This is a genomic window from Janibacter massiliensis (assembly GCF_900289115.1).
Classification (GTDB): domain Bacteria; phylum Actinomycetota; class Actinomycetes; order Actinomycetales; family Dermatophilaceae; genus Janibacter_A; species Janibacter_A massiliensis.
Genome location: NZ_LT985196.1, coordinates 2232415 through 2251552, shown reverse-complemented (window position 1 = coordinate 2251552; position 19138 = coordinate 2232415). Strand labels below are relative to the sequence as shown.

Genomic DNA, 19138 nt, shown 5'->3' with positions numbered 1-19138 from the left:
ATCTCGGATTGGCTACAGGTACCTGCAGACCTCGTCGGCGTTGCAGGTCTCGGGTTCGGGTTCTGCGGCTGCGTCGCGGAGGGCGGCAACGTTGTCGCGGAGGGAGACGAGATCCGAGATCTGGCGCTCAATGTCCTTCAGACGAACGTCTAGGAGGTCCCGGACGTGGCCGCAGGGAATCTCGCCTCCATCGCGGATGTCGAGAATCTGTTTGATCTGCGCGAGGGTAAGTCCGGCAGCCTGGCCGCGGTGGATGAAGTCGATCCGAGTCGCTGCTTCCGGATCGTAGTCGCGGTATCCCGACGCGGTGCGCTCGGCCGCGGGAAGCAGGCCCTGCTCCTCGTAGAACCGCAGGGTCTTGGCGGTGGTGCCGGCCGCCTCGGCGAGTTCGCCGATCCTCATCTGGGTCTCCGATGTGTCACAGGTCGCACTTGACCTTCCCCCGTACTGGAAGGTCCATTGTGGCTGCATCAAGAGCAATTCTCAAGACTCAGGGGAGGAATCGGGATGCAGTCCAGGTACGACCTTGCGATCATCGGATCGGGTGGCGCCGCGTTCGCCGCCGCCATCCGCGCGACCACGCTCGGCAAGTCGGTGGTGATGATCGAGCGCGGCACTTTCGGCGGCACGTGCGTGAACACCGGCTGCGTGCCGTCGAAGGCGCTCATCGCCGCCGCTGAGGCCCGCCAGACCGCTGCCGAGGCGGGCAACCGTTTCCCGGGGATCGCCACCACAGCGGACGACGTGGACATGCCCGCGCTGATCAGCAGCAAGCAGGACCTCGTCGAGGAACTTCGGGGTGAGAAGTACGTCGACGTCGCCGACGCCTACGGCTGGCAGATCCGCCACGGCGACGCTGCGTTCGCCGGCACGCCAGAAGCGCCCGTTCTTGAGGTCACCGCGACTGACGGTGCGGTCGAGACGATCGACGCTGATCACTACCTGGTCGCCACCGGCGCCAGCGCATGGGCCCCACCGATCGACGGTCTTGAGGAGGCCGGCTACCTGACCTCGACCACGGCGATGGAGTTGACCAAGGTTCCCGACTCGCTGCTGGTGCTCGGCGGCGGCTACGTCGCCTTGGAGCAGGCCCAACTGTTCGCCCGGCTCGGGTCGAAGGTCACCCTGCTGGTTCGTTCCCGGCTGGCGTCGAAGGAGGAGCCGGAGGTATCCAAGGCGCTGCAGGAGGTCTTCGCCGACGAGGGCATCCGCGTGGTCCGCCGTGCGGTCCCGACCCACGTTGCCCGTGACGACGTCAGGGGCCAGGTTGTTGTCACCGCTGACATCTCCGGCGGCGAGCAGGAATTCCACCCCGAACAGGTCCTCGTCGCCCTCGGCCGCCGACCGGTCACCGATGGGCTGAACCTCGATGCGGTGGAGGTGAAGACCGGCGACACGGGCGAGATCGTGGTCACCGACCAACTGCAGTCCTCCAACCCCCGGATCTGGGCAGCCGGCGACGTGACCGGGCACCCCGAGTTCGTCTACGTCGCCGCCCACCACGGCAACATGGTCGCTGAGAACACGTTCGCTGGCGCTGAGCGGTCGGTGGACCACAGCCGGCTGCCGCGGGTGACCTTCACCAGTCCGGCGATCGGCGCGGTCGGGATGACCGAGGCCCAGGTGCTCGCTGCCGGGATCCGCTGCGACTGCCGCGTCCTGCCGCTGGACTACGTGCCCCGGGCGCTGGTCAACCGCGACACCCGCGGCTTCATCAAGATCGTCGCCAACGCTGAGACCGGCGAGATCCTCGGCCTCACCGCCGTCGCCAAAGACGCCGGCGAGCTCGCCGCCGCCGGTGTCCACATCCTCGGCAAGACCGTCACCGAGGTCGCCGACGCATGGGCGCCCTACCTGACCATGACCGAAGGCATCCGGATCGCCGCCAAGGCCTTCACCACCGACATCTCCAAGCTGTCCTGCTGCGCGTGACCCGCAGCCGACAGCCTCCACCCGACTCATGAAGAAGGTACCGCCATGTCGGAGCTCACGACGCAACTGCCCGAACGACTCAACAACACCGAAGAGACCGGCCTTGACGCCGTCCTATTGATCCCGCTGCTGCGGCTGATCGTCGAGGGCGGCCCGGTCACCGTCGAGCAGTTCGCCGCGGCCGCCGGCCGTCCGGTCGACGACGTACGCACGGGTCTGGCCGCGGTGCCGGACACCGAGTACGACGACCAGGGCCGCATCATCGGCCAGGGCCTCACCCTGCGCCCCACCCCTCACCGGTTCACCGTGGCCGGTGAGGAGCTCTACACCTGGTGCGCCCTGGACACCCTGATCTTTCCGACCCTGCTCGAGCGCGCGGCGAGCGTGGAGTCGGTCTCCCCGACCAGCGGCGAGCCGATCCGGGTCACCATCGACCCCGTCGCCGGCGTCACCAGCGTCGAACCCGCCACCGCGGTGGTGTCGCTGGTCAACCCCGACCAGATCACCTCGATCCGGTCCTCCTTCTGCAACCAGGTCCACTACTTCACCTCCGATGAGGACGCCGCGGGCTGGCTGGCCGAGCACCCCCGCGCCGAGGTCGTGCCCGTGGCCGTTGCCTATCGGATCGGTACCGACCTCACGACCGGCTTCCTCAACCAGTTCCAGGCCAACGCGGCAGTGGCCGACGACGGCCAAGGCCGCTGCTGACCAAGAACACCGAAGGGAACTCCACTCCGATGAAGTCCAACCACGACGACCAACCGGGAGGCAGCGGCCTGCTCCTCGGAGCCGGGGCCGCGCTGCTCATGGTCGCCTGCTGCGCCCTACTTCCCTTGCTCCTCGCCGGTGGTCTGCTGGCCAGTGTCGGCGGGTTCCTTGGCAACCCCTGGGTGATCGGCACCGGCATCGCCGTCCTGGTGCTCGCGGTCCTCGCGACCACGCGGCGCCGCAGCGGCGGCAACAACGCCAGGCATGGCTGTTGCCCGCCTGTGAACTCCACCCACCCCAGCGACACGAAGGACGACCAGAACCGATGACGCTTACCCGCACCCGCCGCGCGACTCTCTCGGTCGCCGGCCTCCTGCTTGCAGGCTCCCTGGCTCTGACCGCCTGCGGAAACACCGACGCCACACCAGCCGCAGATGCGGGCACGCCAGCGGCGGTTACTAGCATCGACGGCCAGATGGTCAGCCTGCCCGCCAGCGGGAAGCCGACCGCGGTGTTCTTCTTCTCCGTCGGCTGCGGCGAATGCGTTGAAGGCGTCCGCTCCCTCGGCGAGGCCGCCACCGCTGCCGAGAAGTCGGGTGCTGGGGCGAGCTTCCTCGCCGTCGACATGGACCCCGGCGAGTCCAAGGAGACCATCGAGGGATTCATGGAGTACGTCGACGCCGAACACGTCCCGGCCGCCATAGACGAGGGTGCCGCCTTGTCCCAGCGATTCGACGTTGCCGCCCTGTCCACCCTCATCGTCATCGACGGCGACGGCAAGGTGACCTTCCGTGCCACCGAGCCCGACGCAAAGACGATCACCGCCGAACTCGTCAAGGCCGGAGCCTGATCCATGGGCGGATTGCTCAGCCTCGCCTTCGCCGCCGGCATGGTGGCGCCGGTCAACCCATGCGGGTTCGCGCTGCTGCCGGCCTGGATTAGCCAGACCCTCGGCGACGCTGACGCCTCGCCCGTCCCGGTGCGGCTGCTGAGGGCCCTGCGGTCCGGAATCGCACTGGCGATCGGGTTCGCCGGCACCCTCGCAGCTGCGGGCCTGCTGGTGAGCGCCGGGGCTCGGGGCCTGATCCAGGCAGCGCCCAAACTCGGTCTCGCCGTAGGCGTCCTACTGGTGCTCCTCGGCCTGTGGATGCTGGCCGGCCGCCAACCGCCCGGATGCTGGTCTTCGGGATCGGCTACGCCCTCGCCTCCCTGTCGTGCACCTTCGGAGTGATCCTTGCTGTCATCGCCCAGGCACAGGCCACCGCCAGCTACGCGGGGCTGCTGCTGGTCTTCGGTGTCTACGCCGCCGGCTCAGCCAGCATCCTGCTGCTGCTCGCACTCGCGACCACCGCCGCGGGTACCGGCCTAACCCGCCACGTCGCACGCCTCGGGAGTTATGGCCCCCGGATCACCGGCGCCGTCTTGCTGCTCACCGGCGTCTACCTCGCGTGGTACTGGTGGCCCGCCGCCACCGCCGACAACAACCTCGTCGCGACCGGCCGTGCCGGCGGTGTCGCCAGGCTCTCAACGACCCTGTCCGGCTGGGTTCAGGCTCACACGGCGCCGATCGCGGCGCTCGCGGTCATCTCCCTCCTCGTAGTACTCGCCCTTGGCGCCGCCCATAGGCGGCGTCGAGCCAGTTCCGAATCGCCGGAGGCCTGCTGCGACACCACGAACGTCGGGCTCGGCGTGTCAGGCGGCGACCACGAGGGTCAGTAGCCGACGGCTGAATGGGGGGCTTGGTCCGGGACTCAGCGACTCGACTGGAACATTCTTCGAAGGACGTGCATAACTCACCGCAACTCGCCACTGTCAGTCGAGGGACGTCGGCGGCTGGTCGAGCGTTGCAAGACCCGGCCGATCGCTCACGTGGCAGCTGAGATGGGAATCTCCCGCGCTACCGCGTCAAAGTGGGTCCATCGCCATCGTGAGTTCGGTGAGGTCGGTCTGCTCGACCGCTCATCGACGCCTAAGCAATCCCCGACAGCCACCCCCAACGTCGTTGTTCGCGAAGTCGAACGCATGCGGCGCGAGCACAAGTGGTCAGCGGCTCGGATCACGTTCGAGCTCGAACAGGTCGGCATTCAGATCAGTCGGCGCACGGTGAGTCGCATCCTCACCGACCTGCAGCTCAACCGGCGCCGCTTCATCGACCCGACCGGGGAAAGTAACCGCGAAGCGAGGAAGATTGTCGCTCGGTGCCCCGGCCACATGGTTCACCTGGACGTCAAGAAGGTCGGCCGAATCCCCGATGGCGGCGGATGGCGGGCTCATGGCAAGGACAGCCCGGAAGCTCGCGCCGTCGCGCGGACGAAAACCCGCGGCACGCGAGCCGGCTACGTCTACCTCCACTCAGCGATTGACGGCTACTCACGCCTCGCGTACACCGAGGCTTTGCCGAACGAGCAGGCCGCGACGGCCGTTGCGTTCCTCGCGCGAGCGCGGGCATGGTTCGCGGCTCATGGCATCACGCACATCGAACGGATCGTGACCGACAACGGATCCTGTTACCGCGCCTCAGCGTTCGCCGATGCACTGGCCGGGTCGCGGCACCAACGGATCACGCCCTACACGCCCCGCCACAACGGAAAGATCGAGCGGTACAACCGGATCCTTGCCGAAGAGTTCCTCTATGCACGGACATGGACCTCAGAAGACGAACGCGCCAACGCCCTCGAGCGCTGGAACCTGCACTACAACTACCACCGCCCGCACGGTGCCGCGGACGGTCAGCCGCCGGCCACGCTCGTGCCAGTTCGCGTCAACAACGTCCTGGCCTCATACAGCTAGTCGGGGTTGTGGCAGGTGTCGCCGACTCGCCTAAGGTGAGGGCGACGGGTCTGTGGTCCCCGGCACATCGTTCGCAACGACGAAGGGAAGAAGCACATGAGTACGACTCCTCCGCCCCCGGGTCAGGCCCCTGACGGTCCGGGGTACCCGGCCTCGGGCGATTTCGGCACCCCCGCCGGCCAGTCGCCGGCCACGCCCTACGGGGCGCCGGCTCCCGGTCCCTATGGTGCGCCCACCCCCACCCCGGCGGGCGGCCCGACCGCCAGCGGGTCGAAGACGATGGGGATTGCCTCGATCGTCACCGGCGTCCTCGGCCTGATCTGCTGCCCGGGCCTGTTCTCGGTGGCCGCGATCATCACCGGCTACCTGGCGAAGAAGGACGGCAACCCGGAGAACGCCAAGCTCGGGAAGATCGGCCTCATCCTCGGCATCGTCGGGCTCGTCCTGGCCATCCTCTGGGGCATCCTCGCGGCGACCGGTGTCATCGACACGAGCTTCAGCGCCAGCGCTGGCTGAGGACCTCGGTCCTGAACGGGGCCGTGCCGCCACCCGGCGGCACGGCCCCGTCCCGTTCCGATCGGGTCGTTAGGGTGGGTTCCCCCCGACCCGAGAGGAGCGCACCATGGTCGACCAGGCCCGCGCCCGCAAGATCGCCTCCCGCATCCGCGAGATCATCGCCGCCGACCTCGGGCAGATCGTCAAGGACCCCGACCTGGGGTTCGTCACCATCACCGACGTCCGCGTCACCGGGGACCTGCAGGACGCGTCGGTCTTCTACACGGTGTACGGCGACGACGACCAGCGGGTGACGAGCTCGGAGATCCTCCAGCGGAACGTCGGCAAGCTGCGCTCGCACGTCGGAGGTCGGCTGGGCATCCGGCTCACCCCGACGCTCGAGCTCATCCCCGACGGGCTGCCGGAGTCGGCCTCGCACCTCGACGACGTCCTGCGCAAGGCGCGCGAGCGGGACGCGCAGCTCGCGGCGGCCGCGAGCGGCGCGAGCTACGCGGCGGGGGAGGACCCGTACAAGCGCCCCGCCGAGGACGACGAGGCCGATGCCCGCGACTGACGGCCTGCTCCTCGTCGACAAGCCGGGTGGCTGGAGCAGCCACGACGTCGTCGCCCGGTCCCGCCGCCTGTGCGGGACCCGCAAGGTGGGACACGCCGGCACCCTCGACCCGATGGCCACCGGGCTCCTCGTCCTGGGGGTGGGGAAGGCCACCCGTCTGCTGACCCATCTCGTCGGCTGCGACAAGGACTACGACGCGACGATCCGGCTCGGCGAGTCGACGATCACCGACGACGCCGAGGGCGAGGTCACCGCCAGCGTCCCGGTGACCGACCTCGACCCGGGGCGGCTCGCCGCGGCGGTGGCTCGCCTCACGGGCGACGTCCAGCAGGTCCCGAGCTCGGTGAGTGCCGTCAAGGTCGACGGGAAGCGCTCCTACCACCGTGTCCGCTCCGGCGAGGACGTCGACCTGCCCGCCCGCCCGGTCCGTGTCGCCCGCTTCGACGTGCTCGCGACCCGGTCGGCGACCGGCGCCAGCGGGGTGCCGGTCCTCGACGTCGACGTGCGGGTCACCGTGAGCTCCGGCACGTACGTGCGGGCGCTCGCCCGGGACCTCGGCACCGACCTCGGGGTCGGCGGCCACCTCGTTGCGCTGCGCCGGACGCGGGTCGGTGGCTTCGACCTCGCCGACGCGCGCCCCCTCGACGACCTGACGGCGGCGTTCGAGCGCGGCGAGGAGATGCCCGTCGTCCCCCTGGTCGACGCCGCGACGGCCGCCTTCCCGACGCGGAGGCTGGACGAGGCCGAGGCCCGGGCGCTGGGCTACGGCCAGCGCATCCCCTCGGCCCAGCCGGGGCGCTCGGATGTCGTCGCGGCGGTGTCGCCGGACGGGACGCTCGTGGCCCTGCTGGACGAGTCGAGGTCCACGGCGAAGGCGCGCGTCACGTTCGCTCCGGCGAGCACCTAGGGTGGCGTCCGTGCACCGCTGGACCGACCTCGCCGACACCCCGCCGCACCTGCGGCCCTGCGTCGCGACGTTCGGCAACTTCGACGGCGTGCACCGCGGCCACCAAGGCATCCTCGGCCGACTGCGGGAGGCCGGTGCCACCCGCGGGCTGCCGACGGTCGCCGTGACGTTCGAGCCTCACCCGGTCACCCTGTTCCACCCCGAGCGCGACCTCCGGCTCATCAGCCCCGGCGTGCTGCGCGACGAGCTCATCGCCGGCCAGGGGGTCGACGGGCTGCTCGTCCTCGAGTTCACCCGCGAGCTCGCGGCGACGTCGGCCCGCGACTGGGTGGTCTCCACCTTCGTCGAGGGGCTCGGTGCGCGGGTCCTCGTCGTCGGGGAGGACACGCGCGGGTTCGGCGCGGGCTACACCGGCGACGTCGGGCTGCTGCGCGAGATCGGGCAGCAGCACGGCTTCGAGGTCGTCGTCTGCGCCGACATGGGCGACGGGGAGCGCTGGTCGTCCTCGGCCGTGCGGACCCATCTCGCCGCGGGCGAGGTCGAGGACGCCGCCGCCGTCCTCGGGCGCCCGCACCGGCTCGTCGGCACGGTCGTCCACGGTCACCACCGGGGGCGGGAGCTCGGGTACCCGACGGCCAACCTCTCGCCGGACGCGCTCGGGCTCGTCCCGGCCGACGGGGTCTACGCGGGCTGGCTGACCCGCCCGGCGCTGCCCGACGGCGCGCCCGACCATCGCCTGCCCGCGGCCATCTCCATCGGGACGAACCCGACCTTCGACGACGTCCACGCCCGCCAGGTGGAGGCGTACGTCCTCGACCGGGACGACCTGGACCTGTACGACGAGCGGGTCTGCCTCGATCTCGTCGCCCGGGTCCGCCCGACCGAGCGCTTCGACTCCGTCGAGGAGCTGCTCGTCGCGATGGCTGGGGACGTCGAGGCCTGCCGCCGCATCCTGACCACGACCGAGGAGACCCGATGAGCCCCCGTGTCCGCATCCCCACGTGGAAGTCGATCAGCGGGCAGGCCCGCGTCGTGCGCCGGGTCATGAACTTCTGGCCGCCGTTCCTCGCCGCCGGCGTGCGGGTGGAGCACATCTCCGACGACTGGCGGGAGGTCCGGCTGCGGCTGAAGCTCACGCCCTACGGACGCAACTACGTCGGTACCCAGTTCGGAGGCTCGATGTTCTCCATGTGCGACCCGTTCTGGATGATCGGCACCCTGAAGAACCTGGGGGAGCGAGACTACATCGTCTGGGACAAGGCGGGGGAGATCGAGTTCCTCGCCCCCGGCCGCACCGACGTGACGACGACGATCCGCATCACCGACGAGCTCCTGGACGAGATCCGCACGGCGACCGCTGGCGGCGACAAGTACCTCGTCTGGTGCGAGAACGACATCGTCGCCACGGACGGGACGGTCGTCGCCCGGAACCGCAAGCAGATCTACGTCCGCCGCAAGCAGAAGGACCGGGCCCTCACCGGCAGCCGACCCGAGATCGCCGCCGGCTGAGTCCCTCGTACCTGCAGTTGGCGACCTGGGCGCTGCCGACGGGCGGGTCATCGCCACTCGCGGCCCGAACTGCAGGTCGCGAGGCCTGTGGATGACGGGCCCGTGGCACCCGCGCGGATCGGAAGACTTCCGGTGTGCCCGACCCCGTCACCGTCCTGGCCCAGCTGGGCGGTCATGCACCGACCTCCCGGCTCGTCGAGCGCGTGGGGCGGGCGTCGGTCCGGGCGGCCCTCGCCAGCGGTGAGATCGCCCGGGTCCGTCCGCGGCACGTCGCCCTGTCGGGACTGGACGGCGCGCAGCTCGCCGCAGCCCGCGTCAACGGCGCCCTCAGCCACTCCTCCGCCCTTTTGGCTGTCGGCATCCCGGTCCTCGATCCGCCGCCGCGACCGCACGTGACGGTCGACCGCTCACGGAAGATCGCGCCCGACCGCCGGCACGGAATGCGGTTGCACTGGGGGAGCGTCAGCGGGGCCGAAGCGGGGGTCCTGCCCCCGACCATCGCGGCCGTCGGGTGCGCGGTCGCCCTTCCCTTCCCCGACGCGCTCGCCGCTGCGGACGGGGTGCTGCGGGCGGGGGTGGACCGTTCGGACCTCGAGGCGGCGGCACGTGGGTGGCCCCGTACCGGCCGGTCGCGGGCACTCGAGGTCGTCCGGCTCGCGTCTCCGCTGGCCGCGAACCCGTTCGAGTCGGCCCTGCGCGCGCTGAGCATCGAGGCGGTGGGGGAGCGGTTCCGGCCGCAGGTGACGGTCTCCGTCGGTGGGCACCGGTTTCGGCCCGATCTCGTCGATCCGGAGCTGCGGATCGTGGCGGAGGCCGACAGCCACGAGTTCCACACCTCGAAGGCGGCGATCGTCCGCGACTGCCACCGCTACGACGAGCTCACGCTGGGCGGCTGGACGGTCCTGCGGTTCGCCTGGCTGCACGTCATGCGAGACCAGGAGTGGTGCCGCGACGTCCTCCGGAGGGCGGTCAGGCGGGCGTCGGGGTCGTAGCGACATGCAGTTCGGCCCGTAGGTGCCGTGCATCCGGCGAGACCACGATGGCGGGACGACGAACTGCCTGTCGCACGGCCGGGGCCCCGGCTGTTTGGGTCGCGTTCCCCGCCGCCGTACCCTTGGGTCGCATGTCCGGTGAGTCCAGATTCAACGACCTCGAGCCGCTCCTCGAGCGCGTCTCGAAGCCGATCCAGTACGTCGGCGGCGAGCTGAACTCCACCGTCAAGGACTGGCACGTCGGCGGCCACGGCCCGGGCGGGGAGGACCTCACCGCCCGCTGGGCGCTCATGTACCCCGACGCCTACGAGGTCGGGGTCCCCAACCAGGGCGTGATGATCCTCTACGAGGTCCTCAACGAGCGCCCCGACACCCTCGCCGAGCGCACCTACGCCGTGTGGCCCGACATGGAGGCGCTCCTGCGTGAGCACCACCTCCCGCAGCTGACCGTCGACGGCCACCGCAGCATCCGTGACTTCGACGTCTTCGGCCTGTCGTTCAGCACCGAGCTCGGGTACACCAACATGCTCACCGCGCTCGACCTGGCCGGGATCCCGCTGCACGCGGCGGACCGCACGGACGCCGACCCGATCGTCGTCATGGGCGGGCACGCCTCCTTCAACCCCGAGCCGGTCGCGGACTTCGTCGACGCGGTCATCGTCGGTGACGGGGAAGAGGCCGTCCTCGCGACGACCGAGCACCTCCTGGCGTGGAAGCGCGAGGGCCGTCCCGGCGGTCGCACCGAGCTGCTGCGCCGGCTCGCGCGCACCGGTGGCGTCTACGTCCCCGCGTTCTACGACGTCACCTACCACGCCGACGGCCGCATCGCCGCCGTCACCCCGAACGACCCGGCCGCCCCGGCACGCGTCTCGAAGCACACCGTCATGGACCTCGACGCCTGGCCGTACCCGAAGAAGCCGCTCGTCCCGCTCGCCGAGTCCGTCCACGAGCGGATGAGCGTCGAGATCTTCCGGGGTTGCACCCGGGGGTGCCGGTTCTGCCAGGCGGGGATGATCACCCGCCCGGTCCGCGAGCGCTCCATCACCGGCATCGGCGAGATGATCGAGCGGGGCCTGCAGGCGACGGGCTTCGAGGAGGTCGGCCTGCTGTCCCTCAGCAGCGCCGACCACACGGAGATCGCCGACCTCACCCGCGGACTGGCCGACCGGTACGAGGGGACGAACACCGGCCTGTCGCTGCCGAGCACCCGCGTCGACGCCTTCAACATCGACCTCGCGAACGAGCTCACTCGCAACGGGCGTCGCTCTGGCCTGACCTTCGCCCCGGAGGGCGGCAGCGAGCGGATCCGCAAGGTCATCAACAAGATGGTCACCGCGGACGACCTCGTGAAGACCGTCGCCGCCGCGTACGGCGCCGGGTGGCGGCAGGTGAAGCTCTACTTCATGTGCGGCCTGCCGACGGAGACCGACGAGGACGTCCTCGAGATCGCCGAGCTCGCCAAGCGGGTCATCGAGACCGGCCGGGAGGTCAGCGGCCGCAAGGACATCCGGTGCACGGTGAGCATCGGCGGCTTCGTCCCCAAGGCGCACACCCCCTTCCAGTGGGCCGCCCAGCTGTCGGCCGAGGAGACCGACGCCCGGCTGCTCAAGCTGCGGGAGGCCATCCGGGCCGACCGGCGGTACGGCAGCTCGATCGGCTTCCGGTACCACGACGGCAAGCCCGGGATCGTCGAGGGCCTCCTCAGCCGCGGCGACCGGCGGGTCGGCCGGGTGATCGAGGCCGTGTGGCGGGCCGGTGGCCGGTTCGACGGGTGGAGCGAGCACTTCTCCTACGAGCGGTGGATGGAGTGCGCGGCGGATGCCTTCGCCGCCCTGCCGCCCGAGGCCGCGGGTGTCGATGTCGCGTGGTTCACGACGCGCGAGCGCGGCGAGGACGAGGTCCTGCCGTGGGACCACATCGACTCCGGGCTCGACCGCGACTGGCTGTGGGACGACTGGCAGGACGCGCTCTCGGAGGTCGAGGTCGAGGACTGCCGCTGGACCCCGTGCTTCGAGTGCGGGGTGTGCCCGCAGATGGGCACGAGCATCGAGATCGGCCCGACCGGCAAGAAGCTCCTGCCGCTCACCGTCGTCTGACCGGCCCGGTCGTAGGCTGACCCGTCATGGTCAGACAGCGCACCCCCGAGGGGCCCCCGCCGCCCCCGCCGGTGCAGAAGCTGCGGATCCGCTATGCCAAGCGTGGCCGGCTGCGGTTCTCCTCCACCCGTGACTTCTCGCGCGCGATCGAGCGGGCCCTTCGCCGGGCTCGCGTGCCGATGGCGTTCTCCGCAGGCTTCCACCCGCACCCGAAGATCAGCTACGCCAACGGCGCCCCGACCGGTGCCGCGAGCGAGGCCGAGTACCTCGAGATCCAGGTCGCGCAGCGGGTCGACCCCCACGCGCTGCGGGCCGACCTCGACGCGGCCCTGCCGGCGGAGCTCGTCGTCGTCGACGTCGTCGAGGCCGGGCCAGGGTCGCTCGCGGACCGGCTCGAGGCGAGCGAGTGGCAGATCGAGCTGCGGGGCTGCCGCGCGCCGGACGCGCGCGCCGCGGTGGAGGACCTGCTGTCCCGGGACGTCGTCGAGGTCACCCGGATGACGAAGAAGGGGCCGCGCACCTTCGACGTCCGTGGTGCGCTCCTCGTCGCCGAGGTGTCTCCCGAGGACGCCGCCTCCGACCCGGCCGGACCCCCTTGTGCGATACTGCGGGTGGTCGTACGGCACACCACACCGGCCGTACGCCCCGACGATGTCCTGACCGCGCTCGACGCCGCGTCCGGGTTCACGCCGCCGGTGCCGCCTCTGGTCACCCGGCTGGCGCAGGGCCCTTGGGTGGCTGACGACGCGCGGGTGGCAGATCCCCTGTCGCCCGACCGGGAGGCCGTCGGCGCCTGACCGGTGACGCGCCGTCCGCGCGAGCCGATCGGTCGCAACCTAGACTTCTTCGGTGGCCCAGCCGCCGACGCGCCCCCGCCGGCGGGACGCCCGGGTACTCCCGTACCGGTGTGGCGGACGAGCCGCCGGCTGGAAGGAAGCCCACGATGGTCTCCGACGAGCCCACGATCCCGGCACCGCTCGACATCGACGTGCCCCCGCCCGCCCTCGACGCGCCCGAGGTGGCGCCGGTCGCCGCCGAGCCCGCTCCGGTCGACGAGCCCACGCCCGAGGACGAGCAGGCCCAGGACGAGCAGGCCGAGCCGGAGGCGGAGGGCGAGGAGGAGCCGCCCGCCCCGGTCCGCCCCACCTTCGGCCTGCTGTTCCAGGCTCCCGAGCCGGTCGCGCCCCGACGCCGCCGGCCTGCGCCGGAGCCAGAGGCCGCGGACGACGATCCCGAGGACGAGCAGGACGCGGTCGGCGACGACTCGGAGGGCGGCGGGACGACGCGCGATCGCATGGACGACGACACCGAGAGCACCGGCGGTGGTCGTCGGCGTCGCCGGCGCGGAGGCCGCGGCCGGAAGAACCGTGCGGAGGATGCCGGGACCGAGGACGACGACTCCGACGAGGCGCAGGACGCCAAGGGCGCCTCGGGCGGTCGCAGCCGCACGGACGACGCCGAGGGCGACGGGTCGGGCGAGAAGGACCAGGACGAGGACTCCACCGACGACGGCGAGGGTGACTCGGACGGGTCGGGCAGCGGGTCGAGCCGCCGCCGTCGTCGCCGCCGCCGGGGCGGCTCGGGCGGGTCCGAGCAGGACGACCCGCCCGGCACCGTGACGAAGGTCCGTGAGGGCCGCAAGGAGCGTGACGAGCCGACCGCCGTCAAGGGGTCGACCCGCCTCGAGGCGAAGAAGCAGCGCCGCCGGGAGGGCCGTGAGGCCGGGCGTCGCCGGACGATCATCACCGAGGCCGAGTTCCTCGCCCGTCGCGAGAGCGTCGAGCGGGTCATGGTCGTGCGTGCCAAGGAGGGACGCACGCAGATCGGCGTCCTCGAGGACGACGTCCTCGTCGAGCACTACGTCTCGCGCGAGACGAGCTCCTCGATGGTCGGCAACGTCTACCTCGGCCGGGTCCAGAACGTCCTGCCCTCGATGGAGGCCGCCTTCGTCGACATCGGCAAGGGGCGCAACGCCGTGCTCTACGCGGGCGAGGTCAACTGGGACGCCGCCGGGCTGGAGAACGGCCAGGCCAAGCGGATCGAGAACGCGCTCAGCGCCGGCGACCCGGTCGTCGTCCAGGTGACGAAGGACCCGATCGGGCACAAGGGCGCCCGCCTCACCTCGCAGGTGAGCCTGCCCGGCCGCTACCTCGTCTACGTCCCCGAGGGGAACATGACGGGCATCTCCCGCAAGCTGCCCGACACCGAGCGTGCCCGGCTCAAGGCGATCCTCAAGGAGGTCGTCCCCAGCGGCGCCGGCGTCATCGTCCGCACGGCCGCCGAGGGTGCCTCGGAGGAGGAGCTGCGTCGCGACGTCGAGCGCCTGACGAAGGCGTGGGAGCGGATCCAGCAGAAGGTCGAGTCGAAGAAGGGCAAGAAGGCGAGCGCGGGCGGGGCGCCGGCCCTGCTCAACGCCGAGCCGGACATGACCGTCCGGGTCATCCGGGACATCTTCAACGAGGACTTCAGCACGCTCGTCGTCTCCGGTGACGCCGCCTGGGACGAGGTCTCGGGGTACCTGCAGGACGTCGCGCCGGACCTTGCGTCCCGCGCCGAGAAGTGGACGGGCACCGAGGACGTCTTCACCGCGCACCGGATCGACGAGCAGATCGCCAAGGCCATGGACCGCAAGGTCTGGCTGAAGTCCGGCGGCTCGCTCGTCATCGACCGCACCGAGGCGATGACCGTCATCGACGTCAACACGGGCAAGTTCACCGGCTCCGGGGGCAACCTCGAGCAGACAGTGACGGAGAACAACATCGAGGCCGCCGAGGAGATCGTCCGCCAGCTCCGGCTGCGGGACATCGGCGGGATCATCGTCATCGACTTCATCGACATGGTCCTCGAGGCCAACCGCGACCTCGTCGTCCGGCGCCTGCTCGAGTGCCTGGGTCGGGACCGGACGAAGCACCAGGTCGCCGAGGTCACCTCGCTCGGGCTGGTCCAGATGACCCGCAAGCGGGTCGGTTCCGGTCTCATCGAGGTCTTCGGCGAGACGTGCGAGTCGTGCAACGGCCGCGGGATCCACGTCCACTCCGAGCCGATCGACCGCTCCGACTCGAACGGCGGTGGAGCCCGAGGCGGCAAGAACGGCACCCACGACGGCGGCAACGACGGCGGCGGCAAGCGGAAGAAGAAGGGCGACTCCGGCAAGGCGAAGGCCGACAAGGAGCCGCCGCGCCCCGCCGGGCCGACGATGGCCGCGATCGCGGCCGGTCTGCACGCCGCCGCGGTGAAGAGCGCCACGGGAGAGGCCCCCGAGGACGACGTCGCCGAGCTCGCCGCCGCCGAGGCGCAGAGCGACCGCGGGCCGGTCGACCTCGACACCTCGCGCGAGCAGAAGGCGCCCGCGGCGGCCGAGGACACCGGCGAGGTCGACTCGTCGCCCGTGCCCGAGCCTGAGCCTCAGCCGCGGAGGCGGAAGAAGCGGGCGCGGGTCGTCGCTGGCGCCGGCGCCCCCGGTGCGGTGCAGGTCCAGCACGTCGAGACCGAGACCACGACGCCCGAGACGGCGGCGACCGACCCGGGTCCGTCGAGCAGCAGCCCGGCCGACGAGCCGCAGGACTGAGGCGGGCCGCCGCCGGCGGTTTGGGCCAGCGCGCTCGGGCCGGTACTCTCGCCCTTCAGGTGCGCCCACCGTGCTGACGCCCCGTCTCGTCCTCGTGACGCCGGGTCCTGTCGGACGGTCCAGACCGAGAGCGCGTGCCGCCCGCAAGTGAAAGTGAGCTCCCCGTGTACGCGATCGTCCGTGCCGGCGGCCGTCAGGAGAAGGTCGCCGTGGGCGACGTCCTCCTCGTCAACAAGGTCGCCGGGTCCGCCGGTGACAGCATCGACCTGACGCCGCTCCTCCTCGTCGACGGCTCGACCGTCACCTCCGACGCCGCCGCCCTGGCGAAGGTGTCCGTCAAGGCCGAGGTCGTCGGTCCCGCCAAGGGCCCGAAGATCACGATCATGAAGTACAAGAACAAGACCGGCTACCGGAAGCGCCAGGGCCACCGCCAGCCGCTCACCCAGATCAAGATCACGGACATCTCGGCCTGACGCGCGGCGTCACCGGGACCCCAGTACGCGAAGGGAACTGACATGGCACACAAGAAGGGTGCGTCCTCGACCCGCAACGGTCGCGACTCCAACCCCCAGTACCTCGGCGTGAAGCGCTTCGGCGGCCAGCAGGTCGGCATCGGCGAGATCATCGTCCGCCAGCGCGGCACCCACTTCCACCCGGGCGAGAACGTCGGTCGCGGTGGCGATGACACGCTGTTCGCGCTCGCGGCCGGTGCCGTCGAGTTCGGGACGAAGCGCGGCCGCAAGGTCGTCAACATCGTCCCGGCGGACGCGACCGCCTGAGCACCGATCATCCCGGCGCGGGCCCAGCCTCGCGCCACCGACGTCGAGGGCGGGTCACGATGGTGACCCGCCCTCGACGCGTACCGCGCCCGACCCACCCCTGACCCTCGAGGAGACCGACGTGACGACCTTCGTCGACCGAGTCGTCCTGCACGTGACCGCCGGGAACGGTGGGCACGGCGTCGCCTCCGTCCACCGGGAGAAGTTCAAGCCGCTCGGCGGCCCCGACGGTGGCAACGGCGGGCACGGCGGCGACGTCGTCCTGGCCGTGGACCCCCAGAGCACGACGCTGCTCGACTACCACCGCAGCCCGCACCGCCGGGCAGGCAACGGCGCGCCCGGCGCCGGGGACGAGCGGCACGGCGCGAACGGCGAGGACCTGATCCTGCCGGTCCCTGCCGGGACGGTGGTGCGCACCCGCGACGGGCGGATCCTCGCCGACCTCGTCGAGGACGACGCGCGGCTCGTCGTCGCGCGCGGCGGCCGCGGCGGGCTGGGCAACAAGGCGCTCGCGAGCCCGCGCCGCAAGGCCCCGGGCTTCGCGCTGCTCGGTGAGCCGGGGGAGGCCCTCGACGTCGTCCTCGAGCTGAAGTCGCTCGCCGACGTCGCGCTCATCGGCTTCCCCAGCGCGGGCAAGTCCTCGCTCGTGTCCGTCCTCTCAGCGGCGCGTCCGAAGATCGCCGACTACCCGTTCACGACGCTCGTGCCGAACCTCGGTGTCGTCACCGCGGGCTCCGAGCGCTTCACCGTCGCCGACGTCCCCGGGCTCATCCCCGGGGCGCACGAGGGACGCGGGCTCGGTCTGGAGTTCCTCCGGCACGTCGAGCGGTGCTCGGTGCTCGTCCACGTCATCGACTGCGCCACCCTCGAGCCCGGCCGCGACCCGATGACCGACCTCGAGGTCATCGAGCACGAGCTGAGCGAGTACGTCGCCGACGACACCCTCGGGGGCAAGCCGCTGTCGGACCGGACCCGGATCGTCGTCCTCAACAAGGCCGACGTGCCCGAGGCGCGCGAGCTCGCCGAGATGGTGCGTCCCGACCTCGAGGAGCGCGGGCTCGAGGTGCACGTCGTCTCTGCGGTGGCGCACTCGGGCCTCAAGGAGCTCACCTTCGCCCTGGCCCGGCACGTCGTGGCGCACCGCGCGGAGATGGCGCAGGTCGACCACGCCCCGCAGCGGGTCGTCCTGCGCCCGCGGGCGGTCGACGACGCGGGCTTCCACGTGCGCCGGGAGAGCACGCCCGAGGGCGAGGCTTATCGCGTCATCGGCGAGCGGCCGACGCGTTGGGTGCGGCAGACCGACTTCAGCAACGACGAGGCCGTCGGCTACCTCGCGGACCGGCTCGCCCGCGCCGGGGTCGAGGAGGCCCTCGTCAAGGCCGGGGCGGTCGCCGGGTCGACCGTCCTCATCGGCGATGCCGACGACGCGGTCGTCTTCGACTGGGAGCCCACCCTGGTCTCCGGGGCGGAGCTGCTCGGCGCCCGCGGGACCGACCTGCGGCTCGAGGAGGCCGGCGGCCGCCGGACGAGCGCGCAGCGGCGCGAGGAGTTCCACGCCCGCAAGGACGCCCAGACCGCCGCCCGCGAGGAGCTCGCCCATGAGCGGCGGGCCGGCGTGTGGCGTGAGGACGATGACTGAGGCCGCGGGCCGGGACGGGCGCTCGCGGGTGCGCGACGCCCGGCGGGTCGTCGTCAAGGTCGGCTCGTCGTCGCTGGCCGGGGCAAACGGTGGCGCCCTCGACCTGGACCGGTTGCGGGGTCTCGTCGATGTCCTGGCCCACCGGCGCCTGGCCGGGTCGCAGGTCGTCCTCGTCTCCTCCGGGGCGATCGCAGCGGGTCTGGGGCCGCTCGGCCTCTCGCGCCGGCCCCGCGCCCTCGCGCTCCAGCAGGCGGCGGCGGCCGTCGGGCAGGGGGCGCTCGTCGCCGCGTACCAGCAGGCCTTCGGTGCCCACGGGCTCACCGTCGGGCAGGTGCTCCTGACGATCGACGACGTCACCCGCCGCGGGCACTACACGAACGCCCGCCGCACGCTCGACGAGCTGCTGCGGCTGGGGGTGGTGCCCGTCGTGAACGAGAACGACACCGTCGCCACCCAGGAGATCCGCTTCGGCGACAACGACCGCCTCGCCGCGCTCGTCGCCCACCTCATCCGCGCCGACGCCCTCGTCCTGCTCACCGACGTCGACGGGCTGTACACCGACAGGCCCGGCCGCCCGGGCGCGCGACGGATCGACCTCGTCGACGACCCGGCGATCCTCGAGCAGATCGAGATCGGTGGAACCGGCTCGTCCGTCGGCTCCGGCGGCATGGCGACGAAGGTGGAGGCGGCGACGATCGCCAACGCCGCCGGGATCCCCGCGGTGCTCACCTCCGCCCCGACCGTCGCTGCCGCGCTGGCGGGGGAGGACGTCGGCACCGTCTTCCTCCCCCCGCGCCAGCGCAAGGCGGCCCGGTCGAGGACTCTGTGGCTGCGGCACGCGACCGCCGCGAAGGGACGTCTCACGGTCGACGACGGCGCGGTGCGGGCGCTCACGACGAAGGGCCGGTCGTTGCTTCCGGCGGGGGTCGTCGGGGTGAGCGGGACCTTCCTCGAGGGGGACGCGGTCGACGTGTGCGCACCGGACGGCTCGGTCGTCGCCCGCGGGCTCGTCGCCTACTCCTCGGCGGAGCTGCCGAAGCTCCTGGGCCGCTCGACCAAGGAGCTCGCGGCCGACCTGGGCCCCGAGTACGAGCGTGAGGTCATCCACCGCGACCACCTCGTGCTCACCACCGACCGCCCCTGACCGCG

The 19138-nt window shown here is 71.6% G+C and carries 20 protein-coding genes; 19 read left to right on the top strand and 1 reads right to left on the bottom strand.

Annotated elements, in window-relative coordinates:
* Nucleotides 1–12: 12 nt before the first annotated feature.
* Nucleotides 13–402, bottom strand: coding sequence for a heavy metal-responsive transcriptional regulator (locus DAA34_RS11005; RefSeq protein ID WP_040347802.1), 390 nt, complete (start codon nucleotides 400–402; stop codon nucleotides 13–15).
* Nucleotides 403–507: 105 nt separating this feature from the next.
* On the opposite strand from DAA34_RS11005, the gene merA reads away from it, so the two are divergent.
* From merA to proB, 19 genes are all read left to right on the top strand, one after another.
* Nucleotides 508–1932 (top strand): mercury(II) reductase, encoded by a 1425-nt coding sequence (gene merA / locus DAA34_RS11000; RefSeq protein WP_106819301.1) that lies wholly within the window; start codon nucleotides 508–510, stop codon nucleotides 1930–1932.
* A gap of 45 nt (nucleotides 1933–1977) precedes the next feature.
* Nucleotides 1978–2640 (top strand): organomercurial lyase MerB, encoded by a 663-nt coding sequence (merB, locus tag DAA34_RS10995; protein WP_106819299.1) that lies wholly within the window; start codon nucleotides 1978–1980, stop codon nucleotides 2638–2640.
* A gap of 29 nt (nucleotides 2641–2669) precedes the next feature.
* The gene (locus DAA34_RS10990; protein WP_005882715.1) at nucleotides 2670–2969 is read left to right on the top strand and encodes a hypothetical protein; all 300 of its coding nucleotides are present in this window, start codon (nucleotides 2670–2672) and stop codon (nucleotides 2967–2969) included.
* Entirely contained in the window at nucleotides 2966–3490 is a 525-nt protein-coding gene (locus DAA34_RS10985; protein WP_005882713.1) for a TlpA family protein disulfide reductase, read from the top strand. The genes DAA34_RS10990 and DAA34_RS10985 overlap by 4 nt, the downstream gene beginning before the upstream one ends.
* Nucleotides 3491–3813: 323 nt before the next feature.
* Nucleotides 3814–4359 carry a hypothetical protein gene (locus DAA34_RS12545; protein ID WP_005882709.1) on the top strand — a complete coding sequence of 182 codons (546 nt, stop codon included), beginning with the start codon at nucleotides 3814–3816 and terminating at the stop codon, nucleotides 4357–4359.
* Between the two features lie 69 nt (nucleotides 4360–4428).
* On the top strand, nucleotides 4429–5430 hold the full coding sequence (locus DAA34_RS10975) for an IS481 family transposase (protein WP_106819297.1): 1002 nt from the start codon (nucleotides 4429–4431) through the stop codon (nucleotides 5428–5430).
* Nucleotides 5431–5709: 279 nt separating this feature from the next.
* Entirely contained in the window at nucleotides 5710–5946 is a 237-nt protein-coding gene (locus DAA34_RS10970) for a DUF4190 domain-containing protein (RefSeq protein ID WP_106819295.1), read from the top strand.
* Between the two features lie 106 nt (nucleotides 5947–6052).
* Nucleotides 6053–6499, top strand: a complete 447-nt coding sequence (gene rbfA, locus DAA34_RS10965) for a 30S ribosome-binding factor RbfA (protein WP_106819293.1) — start codon at nucleotides 6053–6055, stop codon at nucleotides 6497–6499.
* Nucleotides 6486–7406 carry a tRNA pseudouridine(55) synthase TruB gene (gene truB, locus DAA34_RS10960; protein ID WP_106819291.1) on the top strand — a complete coding sequence of 307 codons (921 nt, stop codon included), beginning with the start codon at nucleotides 6486–6488 and terminating at the stop codon, nucleotides 7404–7406. The genes rbfA and truB overlap by 14 nt, the downstream gene beginning before the upstream one ends.
* A gap of 10 nt (nucleotides 7407–7416) precedes the next feature.
* A complete protein-coding gene (locus DAA34_RS10955) occupies nucleotides 7417–8385 on the top strand; it encodes a bifunctional riboflavin kinase/FAD synthetase (RefSeq protein ID WP_234354219.1) in 969 nt (322 codons plus the stop codon).
* On the top strand, nucleotides 8382–8915 hold the full coding sequence (locus DAA34_RS10950; RefSeq protein ID WP_106819287.1) for a DUF4442 domain-containing protein: 534 nt from the start codon (nucleotides 8382–8384) through the stop codon (nucleotides 8913–8915). The genes DAA34_RS10955 and DAA34_RS10950 overlap by 4 nt, the downstream gene beginning before the upstream one ends.
* Nucleotides 8916–9049: 134 nt before the next feature.
* Nucleotides 9050–9907 carry an endonuclease domain-containing protein gene (locus DAA34_RS10945; protein ID WP_106819285.1) on the top strand — a complete coding sequence of 286 codons (858 nt, stop codon included), beginning with the start codon at nucleotides 9050–9052 and terminating at the stop codon, nucleotides 9905–9907.
* Between the two features lie 131 nt (nucleotides 9908–10038).
* Complete coding sequence (locus DAA34_RS10940; RefSeq protein ID WP_106819283.1) at nucleotides 10039–12003, top strand: TIGR03960 family B12-binding radical SAM protein; 1965 nt, start codon at nucleotides 10039–10041, stop codon at nucleotides 12001–12003.
* A 26-nt stretch (nucleotides 12004–12029) separates the two neighbouring features.
* Nucleotides 12030–12800, top strand: a complete 771-nt coding sequence (locus DAA34_RS10935) for a TIGR03936 family radical SAM-associated protein (protein ID WP_106819280.1) — start codon at nucleotides 12030–12032, stop codon at nucleotides 12798–12800.
* 146 nt (nucleotides 12801–12946) lie between these two features.
* Nucleotides 12947–15571 (top strand): Rne/Rng family ribonuclease, encoded by a 2625-nt coding sequence (locus DAA34_RS10930; protein WP_106819278.1) that lies wholly within the window; start codon nucleotides 12947–12949, stop codon nucleotides 15569–15571.
* A gap of 164 nt (nucleotides 15572–15735) precedes the next feature.
* Nucleotides 15736–16044 (top strand): 50S ribosomal protein L21, encoded by a 309-nt coding sequence (rplU, locus tag DAA34_RS10925; protein WP_106819276.1) that lies wholly within the window; start codon nucleotides 15736–15738, stop codon nucleotides 16042–16044.
* Nucleotides 16045–16086: 42 nt separating this feature from the next.
* Nucleotides 16087–16350, top strand: a complete 264-nt coding sequence (gene rpmA / locus DAA34_RS10920) for a 50S ribosomal protein L27 (RefSeq protein ID WP_106819274.1) — start codon at nucleotides 16087–16089, stop codon at nucleotides 16348–16350.
* A gap of 121 nt (nucleotides 16351–16471) precedes the next feature.
* Nucleotides 16472–17989 carry a GTPase ObgE gene (gene obgE, locus DAA34_RS10915; protein ID WP_106819272.1) on the top strand — a complete coding sequence of 506 codons (1518 nt, stop codon included), beginning with the start codon at nucleotides 16472–16474 and terminating at the stop codon, nucleotides 17987–17989.
* A complete protein-coding gene (gene proB / locus DAA34_RS10910) occupies nucleotides 17982–19133 on the top strand; it encodes a glutamate 5-kinase (protein ID WP_106820116.1) in 1152 nt (383 codons plus the stop codon). The genes obgE and proB overlap by 8 nt, the downstream gene beginning before the upstream one ends.
* Nucleotides 19134–19138: the final 5 nt, after the last annotated feature.